This window comes from Myxococcaceae bacterium JPH2 (assembly GCA_016458225.1).
Lineage (GTDB): Bacteria > Myxococcota > Myxococcia > Myxococcales > Myxococcaceae > Citreicoccus.
In genome coordinates, this window is sequence record JAEMGR010000018.1 from 1 (window position 1) to 16,171 (window position 16,171).

12 protein-coding genes are annotated in these 16,171 nt (G+C 72.5%); 10 read left to right on the forward strand and 2 right to left on the reverse strand.

What is annotated here, in order from left to right; translation table 11 throughout:
- The 4 genes from JGU66_25240 to JGU66_25255 all read left to right on the forward strand — a co-directional run.
- On the forward strand, positions 1–3,130 hold a 3,130-nt coding region (locus JGU66_25240), incomplete at its 5' end, for a protein kinase (protein ID MBJ6764092.1).
- Positions 3,131–3,180: 50 nt separating this feature from the next.
- A complete protein-coding gene (locus JGU66_25245; GenBank protein MBJ6764093.1) occupies positions 3,181–5,523 on the forward strand; it encodes a lantibiotic dehydratase in 2,343 nt (780 codons plus the stop codon).
- Positions 5,520–7,184 (forward strand): hypothetical protein, encoded by a 1,665-nt coding sequence (locus JGU66_25250; GenBank protein MBJ6764094.1) that lies wholly within the window; start codon positions 5,520–5,522, stop codon positions 7,182–7,184. Before JGU66_25245 ends, JGU66_25250 begins: the two co-directional genes overlap by 4 nt.
- Positions 7,181–9,460: a hypothetical protein gene (locus tag JGU66_25255; GenBank protein ID MBJ6764095.1), complete on the forward strand. Its 2,280-nt coding sequence runs from the start codon at positions 7,181–7,183 to the stop codon at positions 9,458–9,460. Before JGU66_25250 ends, JGU66_25255 begins: the two co-directional genes overlap by 4 nt.
- Before the next feature lie 6 nt (positions 9,461–9,466).
- On the opposite strand, the gene JGU66_25260 is transcribed toward JGU66_25255, so the two are convergent.
- Positions 9,467–10,276 carry a sigma-70 family RNA polymerase sigma factor gene (locus JGU66_25260; protein ID MBJ6764096.1) on the reverse strand — a complete coding sequence of 270 codons (810 nt, stop codon included), beginning with the start codon at positions 10,274–10,276 and terminating at the stop codon, positions 9,467–9,469.
- A gap of 89 nt (positions 10,277–10,365) precedes the next feature.
- On the opposite strand from JGU66_25260, the gene JGU66_25265 reads away from it, so the two are divergent.
- Genes JGU66_25265 through JGU66_25290 form a run of 6 tightly spaced genes read left to right on the forward strand, consistent with a single transcriptional unit; the run spans position 10,366 to position 14,296 of the window.
- Positions 10,366–11,067 carry an MBL fold metallo-hydrolase gene (locus JGU66_25265; GenBank protein ID MBJ6764097.1) on the forward strand — a complete coding sequence of 234 codons (702 nt, stop codon included), beginning with the start codon at positions 10,366–10,368 and terminating at the stop codon, positions 11,065–11,067.
- Positions 11,068–11,075: 8 nt separating this feature from the next.
- Positions 11,076–11,384 (forward strand): rhodanese-like domain-containing protein, encoded by a 309-nt coding sequence (locus tag JGU66_25270; protein MBJ6764098.1) that lies wholly within the window; start codon positions 11,076–11,078, stop codon positions 11,382–11,384.
- Positions 11,385–11,391: 7 nt separating this feature from the next.
- Positions 11,392–12,240: a sulfite exporter TauE/SafE family protein gene (locus JGU66_25275; protein MBJ6764099.1), complete on the forward strand. Its 849-nt coding sequence runs from the start codon at positions 11,392–11,394 to the stop codon at positions 12,238–12,240.
- 47 nt (positions 12,241–12,287) lie between these two features.
- On the forward strand, positions 12,288–12,713 hold the full coding sequence (locus tag JGU66_25280; GenBank protein ID MBJ6764100.1) for a YeeE/YedE family protein: 426 nt from the start codon (positions 12,288–12,290) through the stop codon (positions 12,711–12,713).
- Positions 12,710–13,162: a YeeE/YedE family protein gene (locus JGU66_25285; GenBank protein MBJ6764101.1), complete on the forward strand. Its 453-nt coding sequence runs from the start codon at positions 12,710–12,712 to the stop codon at positions 13,160–13,162. The genes JGU66_25280 and JGU66_25285 overlap by 4 nt, the downstream gene beginning before the upstream one ends.
- A 45-nt stretch (positions 13,163–13,207) precedes the next feature.
- The gene (locus JGU66_25290) at positions 13,208–14,296 is read left to right on the forward strand and encodes an FAD-dependent oxidoreductase (protein MBJ6764102.1); all 1,089 of its coding nucleotides are present in this window, start codon (positions 13,208–13,210) and stop codon (positions 14,294–14,296) included.
- A gap of 27 nt (positions 14,297–14,323) precedes the next feature.
- On the opposite strand, the gene JGU66_25295 is transcribed toward JGU66_25290, so the two are convergent.
- Positions 14,324–16,156: a tetratricopeptide repeat protein gene (locus tag JGU66_25295; protein ID MBJ6764103.1), complete on the reverse strand. Its 1,833-nt coding sequence runs from the start codon at positions 16,154–16,156 to the stop codon at positions 14,324–14,326.
- Positions 16,157–16,171: the final 15 nt, after the last annotated feature.

The following is a 16,171-nucleotide window of genomic DNA, read 5'->3' on the forward strand; positions in this document are numbered from 1 at the left end:
CGGGCTGCTGGTGCTGGACCTGGGGCGCGTCGAGCGCATCAGCTCGTTCGGCGTGCGGCGCTGGAGCGAGTTCGCCGCCAAGCTGCCCGCGGGCGCGCTGGGCATGTACGTGGTGCATGCGCCGCCGGTGGTGGTGGATCAGCTGAACATGGTGGAGGGCTTCGCCGGCGTCACGCGCGTGCTGTCCGTGCTGGCGCCCTACACCTGCCGGACCTGCGCCGAGGACCGCCTGCGGGTGGTGAACCTGGTGGACGACGCGGCGGTGCTGGCCGAGGGCAAGGCCCCCGCGCACGCGTGCCCCGTGTGCGCCAATCCGCTGGAGTTCGCGGATCAGCCGAGCGAGTTCTTCGACTACGGCCTCCGCCAGCAGTTCGGCACGGTGGACCCGGTGGTGATGCGCTACCTGCGGGCCAGCATGCCCGCGGAGCAGCCGGAGCTGGCCTCGCACCTGAAGATCATCCAGGACGACATCACGTACATCACGCTGGCGAGCGCGCTGAAGGGCGACCTCAACGTGCGACGGCTGGCGTCCGGGTTGGAGGGCCGCGTCGCCTTCGACTTCAGCCACGTGAAGGTGGTGGAGCCCGAGGCGCTGGGCAAGCTGGAGCAGGTGCTGGAGACGGCGGCGCAGGGCGCCCAGGTGGTGATGTGCCGCGTGCCGCCTCCCGCGCTGGCGGCGTTGGCTCGTTCGTCCAAGCAGCTGCCCGCGCGCATGGCCACGCTGTGGCTGCCGTGCGAGTGCCGCCACTGCGGGCAGTTGAGCCATCAGCGCATCCAGGCCCACGAGTACCTGTCGCGGCTGCGCGCGCAGCAGTCCTTCGAGAGCGCGTGCCCCATCTGCGGCGGCAGCGCGCGCGTGCCCTCCATGCCCCAGCTCCAGGGGTTCCTGGGACGCACGCCGCTGACGGACCGGCCGCTGGAGGACATCGAGGGGCTGGAGCCGCGCGCGCTCAGTCAGTACCTGTTCGGCACGGCGAACGCGGAGGGCTCGGGGAGCAAGCAGGGCGCGTCCACGGACATCTCCAACTCCCTGAGCGGCACGAAGCTCCAGATTCTTCGCCGCCTGGGGCAGGGCGGCATGGCCGAGGTGTTCCTCGCCAAGCAAGTGGGCGTGAAGGGGTTCGAGAAGTACGTCGTGATGAAGAAGATTCTCGCGCAGTTCGCCGAGAACCCCGAGTTCGTGGACATGCTGTTCGCGGAGGCGCGCGCCAACGCGCGACTCACACATCCCAACGTGGTGCAGACCTTCGACGTGGGCGTGTCCGACGGCGTCGCGTACATCCTGATGGAGTACGTGCGCGGCCCGGACCTGAAGAAGCTCATCAACGAGCTGCGCCGCAAGGGACTGGCGCTGCCGCTGGAGCACGCGCTGCGCATCGTGGCGGAGGTGGCGGCGGGCCTGCACTACGCGCACAGCTACGTGGACCCGGGCGGCACGCCGCACCCGGTGGTGCACCGCGATGTCAGCCCGCACAACGTGCTCATCTCGCTGGATGGCGCCATCAAGCTGAGCGACTTCGGCATCGCCAAGGTCGCGGGTGAGGAGAACACCCAGGCGGGCGTGCTGAAGGGGAAGATTTCATACATCTCCCCGGAGGCCGCGTCCGGGCGTCCGCTGGATGCGCGCAACGACGTGTTCGCGCTGGGCGTGGTCCTCTTCGAGCTGCTCACCGGCCAACTCCCGTTCCGTCGCGACCACGACGCGGCCACGCTGACGGCCATCGTGAGAGATCCGGCGCCGGTTCCCTCGCAGCTCAAGCCCGCGATTCCGCAGGACGTCTCCGACCTCATCCTCCGCGCGCTCGTGAAGGATCCAGCGCGGCGCACGCCGTCTGCCGCGGCGATGCGCGAGGAGATCGAGGCGGTCATGGCGCACCACCGCCTCAACTCGTCTCCGGCGGCGGTGGCGCAGTACTTCAAGGACACGCTGGGGGATCGGCTCGCGGAGTTCACGCCCGCCGCCGCCGCCGGCACTGGCAGTCATCCCCGGCCCATGCCGGTGGGCACGGGCAGCGGGAGCCTTCCCTCGGTGAGCACGGGCTCGGGCGAGATGGCGGCTCCGGGCGGCCAGCGAGGCTCGGGCAGTGGTCCTCGGCCGGCGGTGACGGGCTCGGGCAGTGGCCCGCGTCCCGCGACGGTGGGGACGGGCACGCCTCCGCGCCCGCCGACCGCTCCGTCTGGCTCCTCGCGCGTGGTGCCTCCGCCCGCGCCCACGCTCCCGGAGTTCTCCGAGCTGGAGCCTCAGGAGCGCACCGAAGTGGTGCCGCTCGACGCTGCGCTGTCCCCGGCCATGTCGATGCCCCCGCGTCCGCCGGTGCCCGCGCCGCCTCGGCCGTCGAATCCGGCTCACGCGCCGGTGCGGCCTTCGGTCGCCGCTCCCGCGGTGGCGCCCGGCGCGCCGCGCCCGTCGATGCCCGCCACGCCGGCTGTTGCGCCCGGTGCTCCGCGCTCGTCATCGCCCGCGGCTCCGGCGGTGGCGCCCGGTGCTCCGCGTTCGTCATCGCCCGCGGCTCCCGCGGTGGCTCCCAGTGTTTCGCGTCCTTCGATGCCCGCCGCTCCCGCGGTGGCGCAGGGGGCGGCGCGTCCCTCTGTGTCCGTCGAGCCGGTGGCGGCGCGGCGTTCTCCCTTCGTCTGGGGGGCGCTCGCGGTGGGCGGGTTGCTGGTGGTGGGCGGGGCCGCGGTGCTCTTCAGCGGTGGCTCCGGCTCGCGCTTCGTGGGCGTGGCCCCGGACGAGCATGTCTACGTGGGTGGCTTGCGTGCCGATGACAGCGCGGTGCCCGGGGGCGAGCCGGGCGCGACGCTGTTCGTGTCCACGGCGATGGAGGGCAAGCTGCGGCGCTTCGGGACGACCCAGTCTCGGGACCATATCGATGTGCGGACGTTGGCGGACGCGCCCGCGTCACTGCCGGCGGCCACGGGGCACCTGACGATTCAAGCGGGTCCGTCGGGGTGCCAGGTGAAGGTGGGCGACGCGGTGCTGCCGACTCCGACGCCGGTGGCGAAGGCGCCCATCGAGGCGGGGCGGGAGCTGAAGGTGCTCGTGAGTTGTGCAGGGCAGCCCGCTCGCGAGCTGTGGGTCATGGCCGTGCCCGGGCAGGAAATCACCGTCCCGGCGCGGACGCAGGACTGAGCGCCACCGTTGGGCGCCCGCGGCGCCCGCCTCCGAAGGGTGCGTGACGCATGAAGGGCTGGTCCCTCTTCCCCCACGTCGTGGTGCGCACGACGGGCTTCCCGTTCGACTGGCTGGAGCGCCTCGGCTGGCCCGAGGCGGTGGCCTGGGCTCGGCGCCTGGACGTGGAGCGGCGCGCGCTCGAGGCCCTTCGTGCGGAGGGCCCCAGGGTGAAGCGACCGCCGCGCGCGGTGCTCGCGGCGTTGAAGGCCGGTCGTCCGGTGGACACCGAGGGGTTGGAGTCTCCCGAGCGCTTCGCCGCGTGGAACGCGCGAGCGGCCGAGGCGCAGGCCGTGGAGTCCGCCTTCGAGGCCGCCGTGAATCGTGAGCGGGACGCGGCCGACGCGGCGCTGGAGTCCTTTCGCCGCGAGCCCCGCTTCCTGGAGGCCATCGCCAGCTCCAGCCCCCCCGTGGCGAAGGACCTGCTGTCCGGTCGCGACGGCGCGCGGCTGGAGCGTCAGGTGGCCAGCTACCTCCAGCGGGTGTGCGCCAAGAACGAGACGATGGGCTTCTTCGGTCCCATCAACTACGGCGCGCTGGTCCCCGAGGCTCCCACGGGGGTCTCGGTGCACTGGTCGGGGCCGCGCGTGCTGCGGGGGCGCAACACGTTCGCGGCCTCGTGGTTGGTGCAGGGCCTGGTGCGCGCCGTGGCGTTCGACCCCGACGTCGCGCCGTGGCTGGTGCTGCGCCGCAAGGCCTTCGCGGAAGTTCCAGGTCGCAAGGCCGCGCCCGCGCCCGCGAGCGCCGAGGAGCTGCTGCCTCGCCTGGTGGAGCTGGCGGACGGGACGCGGCCTTTGGCGTCGCTGGCCTCTTCGCTGGGCGTCGAGCCGGGGCTGGCGCGCGAGGCGGCGCGGCTCGGTTGCGACAAGGGGCTGCTCACGCACCAGTTGGAAGTTCCCGCCGCCGCGCACCACCCCGTGGATGACTTGTCGGAGCGGGTCGCGGGTCTGCCGGGCTCGGCGTCTCGGCGCCATGCGCGTGGGCTCTCGGCGCTGGCGGCGTGCATGGCCCGGTACAGCGCCGCCGATGCCGCCGCGAAGATGACGGTGCAGGAGGACTTCGCGCGGCTGGCGCGGGAGCACTGGGGTGTGGCGCCTCCCACCGCGCGCTCGGCCTCGGGCGAGGTGGCGCGAGGCGGCGCGGAAGCGCACAACTTCTACCAGGACCGCTTGCCGCTGCGTGAGGAGTGCGGGGGGGACCTGCGCGTGTCCGTGAGCGGCGAGCGCGCACGGGAGCTGGAGGCGAGGATGGTGCCCGCGCTGACGCTGATGGGCGAGGCCGCCCGGCGCACGCGCGAGGCGGCGCGCACCGCGCTGGCGGCTCGGCTGGGCGTGCGCACCGTGCCGTTCTGGAAGGTGGTGGCGGCGTACTCGGATGGGCCGGTGCCCTTCGACACGAGCGTGAGCGAGGCCCTGGCCCGCGCGATTCCGGATGCCACCGCGCGGGTCGTCGAGGTGGGCGGCGCGCTGGAGGTGGCTCCTCCCGTCGATGCGCGCGCGCTGCCGCTCGTCACGTCCGTGGATGTGCTGGTGGGCGCGGCGAGCGTCGATGCCTGGGCGCGCGGTGACTACGAGCTGGTCCTGGGCGACGTGCATGACACGGCGCTCGTGTGGGGCTGGGCGCTCCAGTTCCACGAGGCGCGGGCGCGCGTGGAGGGAGACATGGTGCGCGCGCTGGCCGCGGTGTCTCGGCCGGGGCCGCTGGTGACGGTGCTGGCGTCGCGGCGCACGGGGCTCTTGCCCGCGGAGCTGCCCGGGCCGGTGGTGGAGCTGGGGGGCGTGAGCGCGCGCGCCGCGGCGTGGCGGCTGCCGTTCGATGACTTGTTCGTGGAGAGCGACGGGAAGAGCGTGCGGCTCGTTTCCAAGCGCCTGGGCTCCGAGGTCTTCCTCCACAACGGCGAGCTGGAGAGCCCCGTGCACACCGCGTTCGCGCTGCCGCGGATCCGCCCGCTGCGAGTGTCGCTGGGGGCGCATACGCCTCGGCTGACGGTGGGCGGCGCGGTGGTGCAGCGCGAGCAGTGGCGCCTGTCCTCGGAGGAGCGGGAGGCGCTCCAAGTAGGGCGTGATGACCGGGCCCGGTTGCGCGCGGCGGTGGCGGTGTGGGACGCGAAGGGGATGCCGGACTGCGTGTTCGCCAAGTTCAAGGACGAGCGAAAACCCGTGTTGGTGGACGTGCGGAGCCCGGCGCTCCTGCGCGTCTTCCTCAATCTTTTGGAGCAGAAGGAAGAAGTCGTGCTGTCGGAGATGCGCCCCGGACCGGAGGCGCTCTGGTTGCGCTCGGACGAGGGGCGGCACACTGTCGAACTCCGCTGCACGCTGCTGTGGGGCGCTGAGACGCCCGAGGTCCGCGAATGAACTTGCTCGTGCTTCCGCCCCATCGGGACGTGACCCTGCGCGCCGAGGCGCCCGAGGGCTGGCGGGTCCTCGACGTGGCGCTCGACTACTGCCGCCGCGTCTTCGCTCCGGACTCGGTGGCCGCCGAGATGGAGGCCCGCGCGCGCGGGGCGCTGACGCCTCAATCCTTGCGCGAGCTGCTGCTCCTGAAGGCCGCTCAAGCCTTGCGCGCCCGGGACGCGGATGCTGGACACGGCACGCTGCGCGCCTTGGGGGCGGTGCTGACCGCGCTCTCCGGTGCGCCGAGCGAGGTGCAGCTCCGGCTCGACGACGTGGCGCTCCATGAGGGCTCCACCGAGCGCAGCGAGGACGTGCTGCGCGCGTTGGACGCGCCGCTGCCGTACCAGGAGGACCTGGCGCGGGCGATTCAGCAGTTCGCGGGCGCGACGCGCGTGAGGCTGTGGTTGGAGAAGGACCTCCAGCTCCCCGCGGCGGCGTGGCTCGCGCGCGAGTGTCCTCCCGACGTGGCCCTGGAGTTGGCGGGGCCCTTCGTCCACTTGCACCGCGCGGCCCTGGCGCGGCTGAGCCCTTTCCAGCGCGCCACCTTCCCCGAGGGGGGAGAGGTGCCTCGGTGGCGGGTGACCGCGGGGCTGGATTCGCCCGCCGGCGCCACGCCTGTGTGGATCCCCGACTTGATGGAGCTGGTCGTCGTGCCGCCTCCGGAGGAGCGCAAGGGCACGGACCTGGTGTGGACCGAGGCCAGCGTGACGGCGGGCGCACCGCGCTGGCGATTGGGCGCGCGCACGGCCAGCGAGGTGCGCGCCTTCACGGGCGGCGCTCCCTGGGCGGGACACGTGGCCCTGGGAACGTTGTTCCGGGCGGAGGCGCTGGTGGAGAGCGGCTGCCAGCTGGCGGTCGTGGGGTTCTGCGCCATCCGCGACGGGCTCGTGATTGATCCGCAGGGCAACGCGCTGTCGGCGGACTTCCTGCGGCGGGGCATGGAGCACCTGCGCCGCGCGGGTGTGTCGGTGGTGGCCGAGTGGTGGGTGGGGGCGCCCGCGGTGGACGAGGGCGCGCTGGAGCAGACGCTCGCGACGCTGCTGGCGGAGCCCTTGTTCGATTGGATCGCGGGGGTACGGCCCTTCCACTGGGCGCTGGAGCGCGGGCCCGAGGCGCGGCGGTTCGACGAGCGCTGGGTGCAGCCCGGCACGCCTCCTGGAGACCGAGACCTCGCGCGGAGTCGGCCTTTCGATGTCCCGGACACCCTCCGTGCCGCGAGGCTTCCGGAAGTCCTGTCCGCGCTGGCGCTGCGCCTGCTGCGACGCCAGCCGCTGAGCCCGGGCCGGGTCGCCGGGGCCTATCTGCGAGTGCCCGCGCGCTCGGTGCCGCCGGGAAGCGAGGCACGCGGGGCGAAGGTGCCCACCCAGGTGCGCCTGGACACGGACTGCGCGGTGGTGGACCTGCCCGCGTCGCTGGACGGTGTGGCGAAGCCGTCGTGGTACGCGGCGAACCTGCGCACCGGCAGCGTGCTTGCGCTGGACACACGCATCGCTCCCAGGCTGAGCACCTTGCTGCAAGCGACCGAGATCTCCGAGGCGCTCAGCGACGTCCCCGAGGCCCACCGGGCGAAGCTGGTGGACGCGCTGGTGGGCAAGGCCGTGCTGGAGCGGGTGCACGCATGAGCGAGCGCTGGACGCTGGGCGACGTGTTCGTGCTGCGGCACGCGGGCTTTCCCTTCGACTGGCTGGAGTCGCTCGGGCTGTCCGCGGAGCTTCAGGCCGAGGCAACGCGGTTGCTCGACGCGGAGCAGTCGCTCGTGGACGCAGTGCGCGCCGAAGCGTCGGAGGCGGACGCGAACGCGCTGCGCGAGGCCCTGGCTCAAGGACGCGAGCCGGCGCGCAAGCTCCGCGTGGGACCAGACCTCCAGGCCGCGCTCGTGCACCATCGGGAGCAACGCGCGGCCCTCCAAGCGCGCTACGCCGAGGAGCGCCAGGCCCTTCGTGAGCGTCTGCGCGAGCGGGCAGGGGACGCGGGCATCCAGGAGGCGGTGTTCCTCTCCAGCCCGGCCATGTTCGACAACGTGTGGAGCCGCTACCTGCGCGGAGGCGAGCGCCCCGACACCTCCGACGCGCGCCGCGTGGAGCGGCAGGTGTACACGTACCTCCAGCGCTTCTGCGCCAAGAACGAGACGACCAGCTTCTTCGGCCCCATCTCCTACGGCGAGCGGACCTCCGAGGACGCGTTCGATGTGCGCACCGTGCCGAGCGGGGACACGCGCCGGCGCACGTTCTTCTCGTTCTGGGCCGTGACGGAGCTGGCGCGCGCGGTGGGCCGTGAGCGGACGCTGCGACCGCACCTGCCGCTGCGCCTCAACCCCGTGTTCACCCTCACCCCGGGCCGGGCCGTCTGCGCGCCGCTGGGGCTGGACGTGCCGCTCTCCCAAGAGGCAGAGGCCTTGCTCGCCGTGCTGCGCGAGCATCCGACTCCTACGCAAGCGGCGAAGGTGCTGGGCGTCGCGGCGGAGGCGGTGGAGCGGCTCGCGATTCCGCTCGTGAAGGGCGCGCTGCTGCTGTGGGGGCTCGGCTTCCATCCGAACGACTTCGGCACCTTCGAGAGCGTCCGTGGCTCCGTGGCCGCGCTGCCCGAGTCCGAGGCACGGTCGCGTTGGCTGGAGCGGCTGGACGGGCTGGACCAACTGCGGAGCGAGTTCCAGGCGGCGGACCTGTCAGGCCGGCGCGGGCTGTTGTTGCGGCTGGAGGCTCGCTTCACCGAGGTGACCGGCAAGCCCGCGCGCCGAGGCGAAGGGCAGGTCTACGCGGATCGCCTGGTGATCTACGAAGAGGCCAGCTCGCCGTTCCGCCTGCGCTTCGGTCAGCGCTTCACCGAGGAGCTGGAGACCGCGTTGTCGGATCCGCTCGCGCTGTCCGCGGCCTATGGCGAGCGCGTGCAGCGCGGCTTCCGCGAGCAGGTCCGCGATGCGCTCGGTCCGGACGAGCGTCCGGTGGACTTCCTCGACTACGCAGTGCGCCTGCGACCGGACAACGTGGCGGGCAGCCGCTTCTCGCCGGTGCCGCCGGTGATGCTGGAGGAGGACGCCGCCCGCGCGCGCACGCTGCCGGTGGACTTCCTGGGCACCTCCGCGCCGGGAGGCCGCTACGCGCTGCCGGACGTGTGCCTCGCGAAGAAGGAGGGCGAGGGCTTCGAGGTCATGCTCGCGCGCGTGCACCACCACCTCCTGCTGTGGAGCTGGCTGGGCGCCTTCTATCCGGACCGGGCGCGCTACGCGGCGGTGGCGGAGCGCTGGCTGAAGGCGGATCCCTCGGCGAAGGGGCTGGTGGGCATGGCCATCCGCCGGCGCAACAAGGGCTTCTACGTGTTCCCAGGCCGGCGCCTCTTGTACTCGGTGTCGGACGTGCTGGACGTGGAGGAGGGCGCGCTGACCCCGTCGACGGTGAAGGTGCTGCCGACGCGCGAGGGCCCGGTGCTCGTGGACGGGAAGGGCGAGCGGCTCTGGCTCTACATGCCGCTCGACGACTTCTCTTCGTACCCGCCGTTCGCGGCGCTGGCGCATCCGCAGGTGCTGCACGCGCCGCTGCGCACGCAAGGCAGCCACCTGCCGAGGTTGAGCGTGGGCGGCGCGGTGTATCAGCGCGAGCGCTGGGAGTTGCCTGCGGCGCGGCTCGCCAAGGTGACGGGGTTCGACCTCTTCCTCGCGGTGCAGCGTGAGCGACGCGCCAACGGCTGGCCGCGCTTCGTCTTCATGCGCACGTCGAAGGAGCGCAAGCCGTACCTCATCGACACGGCGAGCCCGTTCGCGCTGGACCTGTTGTCGCATCTGGCGCGCGAGGCGGAGCGCCTGTCGCTGGAGGAGATGTATCCCGCGCCGGAGCAGCTCTGGCTGAAGGACGCGAGAGGGCGCTACACCTGCGAGCTGCGCATGCAGTTCACCCGCGCGTAGCGCGAGTCAAGGCGTCAGGGCGCGGGTGAGGGCCTGCCTCACCGCGGCGCGGACCGGCGCGGGCACGGCGTCCCCCGGGATGCGACGACACAGCGACACCGTGCGCTGCAGCGAGTCACATGCGTCCGAGCAATTGGGACACGTGGCGAGGTGCTCCTCCAGGCGGACACAGGTGGCCTGGTCGATGTCCCCCTCGGCGTCCTGGGCGAGCACCTGGGCCAGCTCGGGGCAGCCGTTGCCCGTGTCCACGGCGCTCTCTCCGAGGAGCGTGGTCAGGTCCTCGCGCAGTTGGTTGCGCGCGCGGTGCAGCCGGCTCTTGAGCGCCCGCACCTCGATGCCCACCACGCGCGCGGCCTCATCGGCGCTCAGGCCTTCCACGTCACGCAGGATGAGCGCCTCGCGGTAGGTGTCCGGCAGCGCGAGGATGGCCGTGTGCAGCACCTCGCCGAGCTGCCGCGCGTGCGAGGCCTCGTCCGGCGTGCGCTCGGCCGAGGGCACGTGCTGGGCCACGGGCGTATCCAAGGGCTCGTGCTCGACAGGGGCGCCCGCGCGCTGCCGCCGCGCCCGCAGGCAGTGCGTGCGAGCGACCTGATAGAGCCAGGTGGACAACTCCGCCTCGCCGCGGAACGAATGGATGCCCTGGAAGGCCGCCAGCAGCGTCTCCTGGAGGACCTCGCGGGCCTGCTCCTCGGAGCCGCACATGCGCAGGCCGAAGCGGTACACCTGCTTCTCGTGGCGGCTGAGCAGCTCCTCGAGCGCCCGAGTGTCCCCCGCCTTCGCGGCCTTCACCAGCTCCATGTCGCTCTTGTCGCCCATGCCCTGTCCCCTCGAAGTCTGGGGGCGCCGCGCCCCGGGGTGAATCCTTTTCCGGCCGCCGTGGCTCTCACGGGTCGGAGGTTCCTGGAATGATTTTCCGTCAACTCTTCGATGCCGAGTCTTCTACCTACACCTATCTCATCGGGGATCCGGTCTCACGCCAGGCCGTCCTCATCGACCCCGTGCTCGAGCAGGTGGATCGCGACCTGCGCCGCGTGTCCGAGCTGGGGCTGAAGTTGACCCACGTATTGGATACCCACGTGCACGCCGACCACGTCACCGCCTCGGGCGTGCTGCGCGAGCGCACGGGCTGCGAGGTGGTGGGCGGGGAAGGGGGCGCGCCCTGCGCCAACCGCCACGTCAAGCACGGCGACACCGTCCAGGTGGGCGCGCTGTCCTTCCAGGTGCTCGCGACGCCGGGGCACACCGATGACAGCGTCAGCTATCTCCTGGGCGACCGCGTGTTCACCGGCGACGCGCTGCTCGTGCGCAGCAACGGCCGCACCGACTTCCAGAATGGCAACGCGGGCCAGCTCCACGACTCCATCACCCGCGTGCTGTTCGCGCTGCCCGATGACACGCTCGTCTTCCCGGCCCACGACTACCAGGGCCACACCGCCACGAGCATCGCCGAGGAGAAGCAGCACAACCCCCGGCTGGCGGGAAAGAGTCGCGAGGACTTCATCCAGGTGATGGAGAACCTGCGGCTCCCCAACCCCAAGAAGATCCACCTGGCCGTCCCCGCCAATCGTGAGTGCGGAAGACTGCCTCCTCCGCTCCCTTCCCCGTGAGTGCGCCCATGACGACCGCTCTCTATCAAGACATCACTCCGGCCCAGCTCGGCACGCTGGGCCCCGAGGTCCGCCGCATCGACGTGCGCGAGCCGGACGAGTTCGTGGGACCGCTGGGCCACCTGCCCGGCGCGGAGCTCGTCCCGCTGGGGACGCTGGAGTCCTCGGCGGCCTCGTGGCGGCGGGACGCGCCGCTCTTGCTCATCTGTCGCTCGGGGAAGCGCTCGGTGATCGCCGCGCGGCTCTTGTCCGCCCAGGGCTTCATTTCGCTGTACAACCTCGCCGGCGGCATGCTCGCCGTGCGCGAGTCCTCCTGAGTTCGCCATGCCTCTTCTGGGATTCACCCTCGCGGCGCTCATCGGCCTGTCGCTCGGATTGTTGGGCGGCGGCGGCTCCATCCTCACGGTGCCCATCCTCGTGTACGTGCTCGGGTTCGACCCCAAGCAGTCCATCGCGATGGGATTGGCCGTGGTGGGGATGACGAGCCTGGTGGGCGCCGCCAGTCACTGGCGCAAGGGCAACGTCCGGCTGCGCGCCTCGCTGCCCTTCGCCGCGCTCACCATGGCGGGCACCTACGCGGGAGCGAGGTTCTCCGTTCACGTGCCGGGCGTCATCCAGCTCATCCTCTTCGCCATCATCATGCTGGTGGCCGCGTTCTTCATGTTCCGCAACAGCCGCGCGGACGCCGCGAAGGGCACCGACGGCACCGAGGGTGGACGCCCCGGCAGCATCCCGCTGCTCGTCCTGTCCGCCCTGGGCGTGGGCTCCATCACGGGCCTGGTGGGCGTGGGGGGCGGTTTCCTCATCGTCCCCACGCTGGTGCTGCTGTTGGGCCTGCCCATGAAGCAGGCGGTGGGCACGAGCCTGCTCGTCATCGCGCTCAACTCCTTCGTCGGCTTCGCGGGCTACCTGGGGCACGTGGTGGTGCCTTGGGGCTATCTGGCGGGGTTCACCGCGGTCGCGGTGGTGGGAATCCTCGTGGGCACGTGGGCGTCCCACTTCGTGTCCCAGGCCTCGCTCAAGCGCGCGTTCTCCGTGTTCCTGGTGGTGATGGGCGCGGGCATCCTGATGAAGAACCGCGACACGTTGGCGCGACTGGGCGGAGCCACGCCCGTCACCGCCACCGCGCCCGCGCCCGCCGCCGCGGCATCCTCTTCCGTTCCCTCGCGCTGAGACGCGCGAGTCTCTCCCTGGATCAACATCTTCGAGGATTGACCTTCATGCATCCGTTTCTCGCCGCACTCGCGGGCGGGGTCCTCATCGGGCTCTCCGCCTCGCTCCTTCTCTTGTTCAACGGCCGGACCGCGGGCATCAGCGGCATCACCGGAGGACTGCTCGCGCCAGTCGCCGGAGAGTGGGGCTGGCGCGCGGCCTTCGTCGGAGGGCTCGTCGCGGGTGGGTTCCTGTTGCGCGCGCTCGCGCCGGGGTTGCTCGGGGCGCCGGTCGTCACGGGCGCGCTGATTCCGGTGGCGGCGGGCTTGCTCGTGGGCTTTGGCACGCGGCTGGGCAATGGCTGCACCAGCGGTCACGGCGTCTGCGGGCTGGCCCACGGGGCTCCGCGCTCGCTGGCGGCCACGATGACGTTCATGGCGGCCGGAGCGCTCACTGTCTTCGTCGTGCGTCACGTCCTGGGAGGTGCGGCATGAAGGCCGGATTCATGGCGGCGCTCGCGGGGCTGCTCTTCGCCCTGGGCCTGGGCCTGGGCGGCATGACGGACCCCGCCAAGGTGGTGGGCTTCCTGGACTTCGCGGGCGCGTGGGACCCTTCGCTCGCGTTCGTGATGGGCGGTGCGCTGGCGGTCCATGCACCCCTCCAGCGGCTCATCCGTCGGCGCCGCTCGCCGGTGCTGGCCACGGAGTTCCCGGCGCGCTCCAAGGCGCGAGTGGACTTGCGGCTGGTGGGCGGCGCGGCCCTGTTCGGGGTGGGCTGGGGCCTCGCGGGCTACTGCCCGGGTCCCGCGCTGGTGTCGCTGGCCTCGGGGACGGGGACGGCGCTCCTGTTCGGGGCCTCCATGCTCGGAGGCATGCTCCTCTTCCGGATCGTGGATGGCATGCGCGCGCGTCTCGCGGCCGGGCTGGTAACGTCCTCGTCCTGAGCGCGTGCCCCACGCAGGGGCGCCGCGGGACGAGGGCCGGACCGAATGGAGCGAGGAACCGACGTCGTCATCCTGGGCGCGGGCGTCGTGGGACTGTCGGCCGCTCGGCGGCTGGCGGCCCTGGGCGCCCGCGTCACCGTGCTGGACGCGGTGGAGCCCGGAGGTCGGGGCTCGCGCGCGGCGGCCGGGGTGGCCATCCCCTCCGTTCGGCTGTTGGACGACGGGCCCATGCTCGCCTTCGCCCGGGCAGGCCGCATGCTGCTCGCGGAGGAGCTGGCCACGCTGCCGGACAGCGCGCAGCTTCGACGCGGGCAGGGCATCCTCCGCGTGACGCCGGACTCGAAGAGCCGTGACGCGCTGGCCGAGTCCGCCGCGCGCGACACCGAGGGACTGGGCACCTGGGTGGATTCCGTGAAGCTCGCGCAGCTGGAGCCCGCGCTGGAGGGCACGCCGCTGCTCGGCGCCTTCGTCTCCGAGCACGGCCACATGGTGGACACCGAGGGCTACCTGAACGCGCTGTTGCACGAGGCCCAGCGCGCCGGGGTGCGCCTGCGGCTCGGTGAGTCCGTGCGCTCCCTGGCCGAGCAGCACGGCCGAGTTCATCTCCAGACGGACCGCGATGTGCTGAGCGCCGAGCACGTGCTCGTCGCCGCGGGCCCGTGGTCCACGAAGATTCCCGGCGTGCCGGGCCTGCCGCTGAAGCCCCTGCGCGGGCAGATGCTGGTGGTGCACTCGCCGGGCTTGAAGTTGTCGCGCGTCGTCTCGGGGTCCACGTACCTGGCGCCGTGGCGCGCGGGTGAGATTGTCGTGGGCGCCACCGAGGAGGACGCGGGCTTCGTCGAGCAGGTGACCCCCGCGGGCCTGCTGCACCTGAGCGCCACGGTGGCCAAGCTGGCGCCCCGTCTGCGCGAGGCCCGCTTCGTGCGCGCCTGGGCCGGACTGCGCGCCGCGACGCCCGATGGTCGCCCATACCTGGGGCGCTTCCCCGGCATGCGCCAGACGTACGTCGCGACGGGACTGGGCGGCCAGGGCATCCTCACCGGTGCGCTGGCGGCGGTCGCCCTGGTGGACCTCATCACGCAGGGCCGCAGTGACATCGCGGCCCCGTTCGATCCCGCGCGGCTCGCGGGCTGAGCGCGGCGGAGGCCGCTCCCCGCGGACTCAGTACAGCGTCACCGAGTCGAACGGGCGGTTGAGCTTCGTGCGAGCCCGAGGCAGCACGGCCTGGACCGCCTGCGCGTTGCCGCTCGCGAGCGCGTCCAGCAAGGCCTGGGTCTGCTTGGGCCACGTGCTGCTCGCGCGGGCGCAGCGCACGGCCTCGCTCCAGTCCGAGCTGCCCCCCGCCACGGCGAGGCCCGCCACGCTCTCCGCCGTCTTCAGCGGCTCGCCGATGGCGCGGGCCTGCTCCTCCGCCTTGGCGAACCAGTCGACGGCCTCGGCGGCTCGGCCCTCGTCGAGGAACAGGCGCCCCAGCTCCGCCGCGATGACCTGCCGGTGGAACGCGTCCTGGAGTTGCTCCGCGCCCGCGTAGGCCTCGATGAAGTGCGTCACGGCCGCGTCTCGCTGACCCGCCGCCAGCTCCAGGCCCGCGAGCCGATAGCGGTGGTGCTTGGCGAAGTTGACGCCCCAGTTCTCGCTGATCTTCTCGAAGCGTCGCCACGTGGCGATGGACTCCGGGAACTGCCGCGCCGTCTCCTGGAGATAGCTCGCGTTGGAGATGAGGTTGATCTTCAGGTGCGTGGCGCTCGCGTCGTGCAGGTCGCCCACGCAGCGCATGGCGAGCTTCTCCTCCACCAGCGCCTTGTCCAGCTTGCGCTCGGAGAACCACGTCAGCGCGCACACGTTGCGCAGCCACCCCTCCTGGAGCGCGCGGTCCGCGCCCGTGCAGCCCGCCAGCGCGGCCAGCCCCGCCTCCACTTCCTCGCGTGCATTCGGGAGCTGCCCGAAGCGCTTGGTCAGCGTCAGGGCCCGGAACATCCGCAGCCGCGCCACCATCTCGGGAGGCAGGCGGCACTCCAGCCCGCGCCCGAACGCCGCCATCGCGTCGTCATGCGCGCCCGTGTAGACGTGCACCACGCCCAGGCTGCGCTCCAGGAGCGCCCGCAGCTCGTCGCCGTCGCCCAGGCTGCCCCGGTCAATCTCGATGGCCGGGGTGACGAAGCCCGTGTCCAGCCGGTCCCACGCCTCGGCCACGCCCTGGGGCGAGGCCCCCTCCGCGCCCGTTCCCAGCAGCGCCAGGCCCTGCTCGGCCGCGAGCGTCGCGCCCTCGTAGTTCGAGGTGAAGAAGCAGGCGCGGATGGCCAGGATGGCCGCCGCCACGCGCTCCTCGCGAGACAGCGAGGCGTCCACCACGAGCTGCAGGTAGCGCCCCTCCAGGTCCACCGCGGGCTCCACCAGCCGCGAGGACACCACGCCCAGTCCCTGGGGGCTGGCCGTCCGCATGCGCTCGCACAGCGCACCCAGGTAGGCGCGGCGGCGGGGCTCGAAGCACTCGGCACCGTAGGGGCGACGCACGTTCCAGTCCGTCAGGACCACCGTGCCTTCCAGGCCCTCCAAGCGTCCCCACTCGGCGGCGCGCATCACCGCGCGCAGGCTGACGAGGTCACACTCGCCCGCGCCGTGGATGACCAGGGGCCGACCGCTGGCGCGCAGCGCCGCCACGATGGCCTGCGCCGCGACGGTGAGGATCCAGAACACCTGCTCGGATTCTCGGTGCAGCCGTCGCTCGGAGGGGCTGAGCGCGAGGTCTCCCAGGTCCGGGGCTCCGTCGATGGTGCCGGGGAAGAGCCGATTCCACTCCGCGGGGCGGGCGCGAGCCAGGGCGCGCACGGGCTCCGGCGCGGCGTCCTCACAGGCGCGGAGGATCTTCCTCAGGCCGCCGAACGCCACGGGCAACGCCATGCCCGCGTCCACTTCGATGGCTCGGGAAGGAAGGGAGGACGGACTGCCCCCGGCCACGGACACAGCCAGCGCGCGGCTCACGGGGACACCCACGACGAAAGGGAAGCG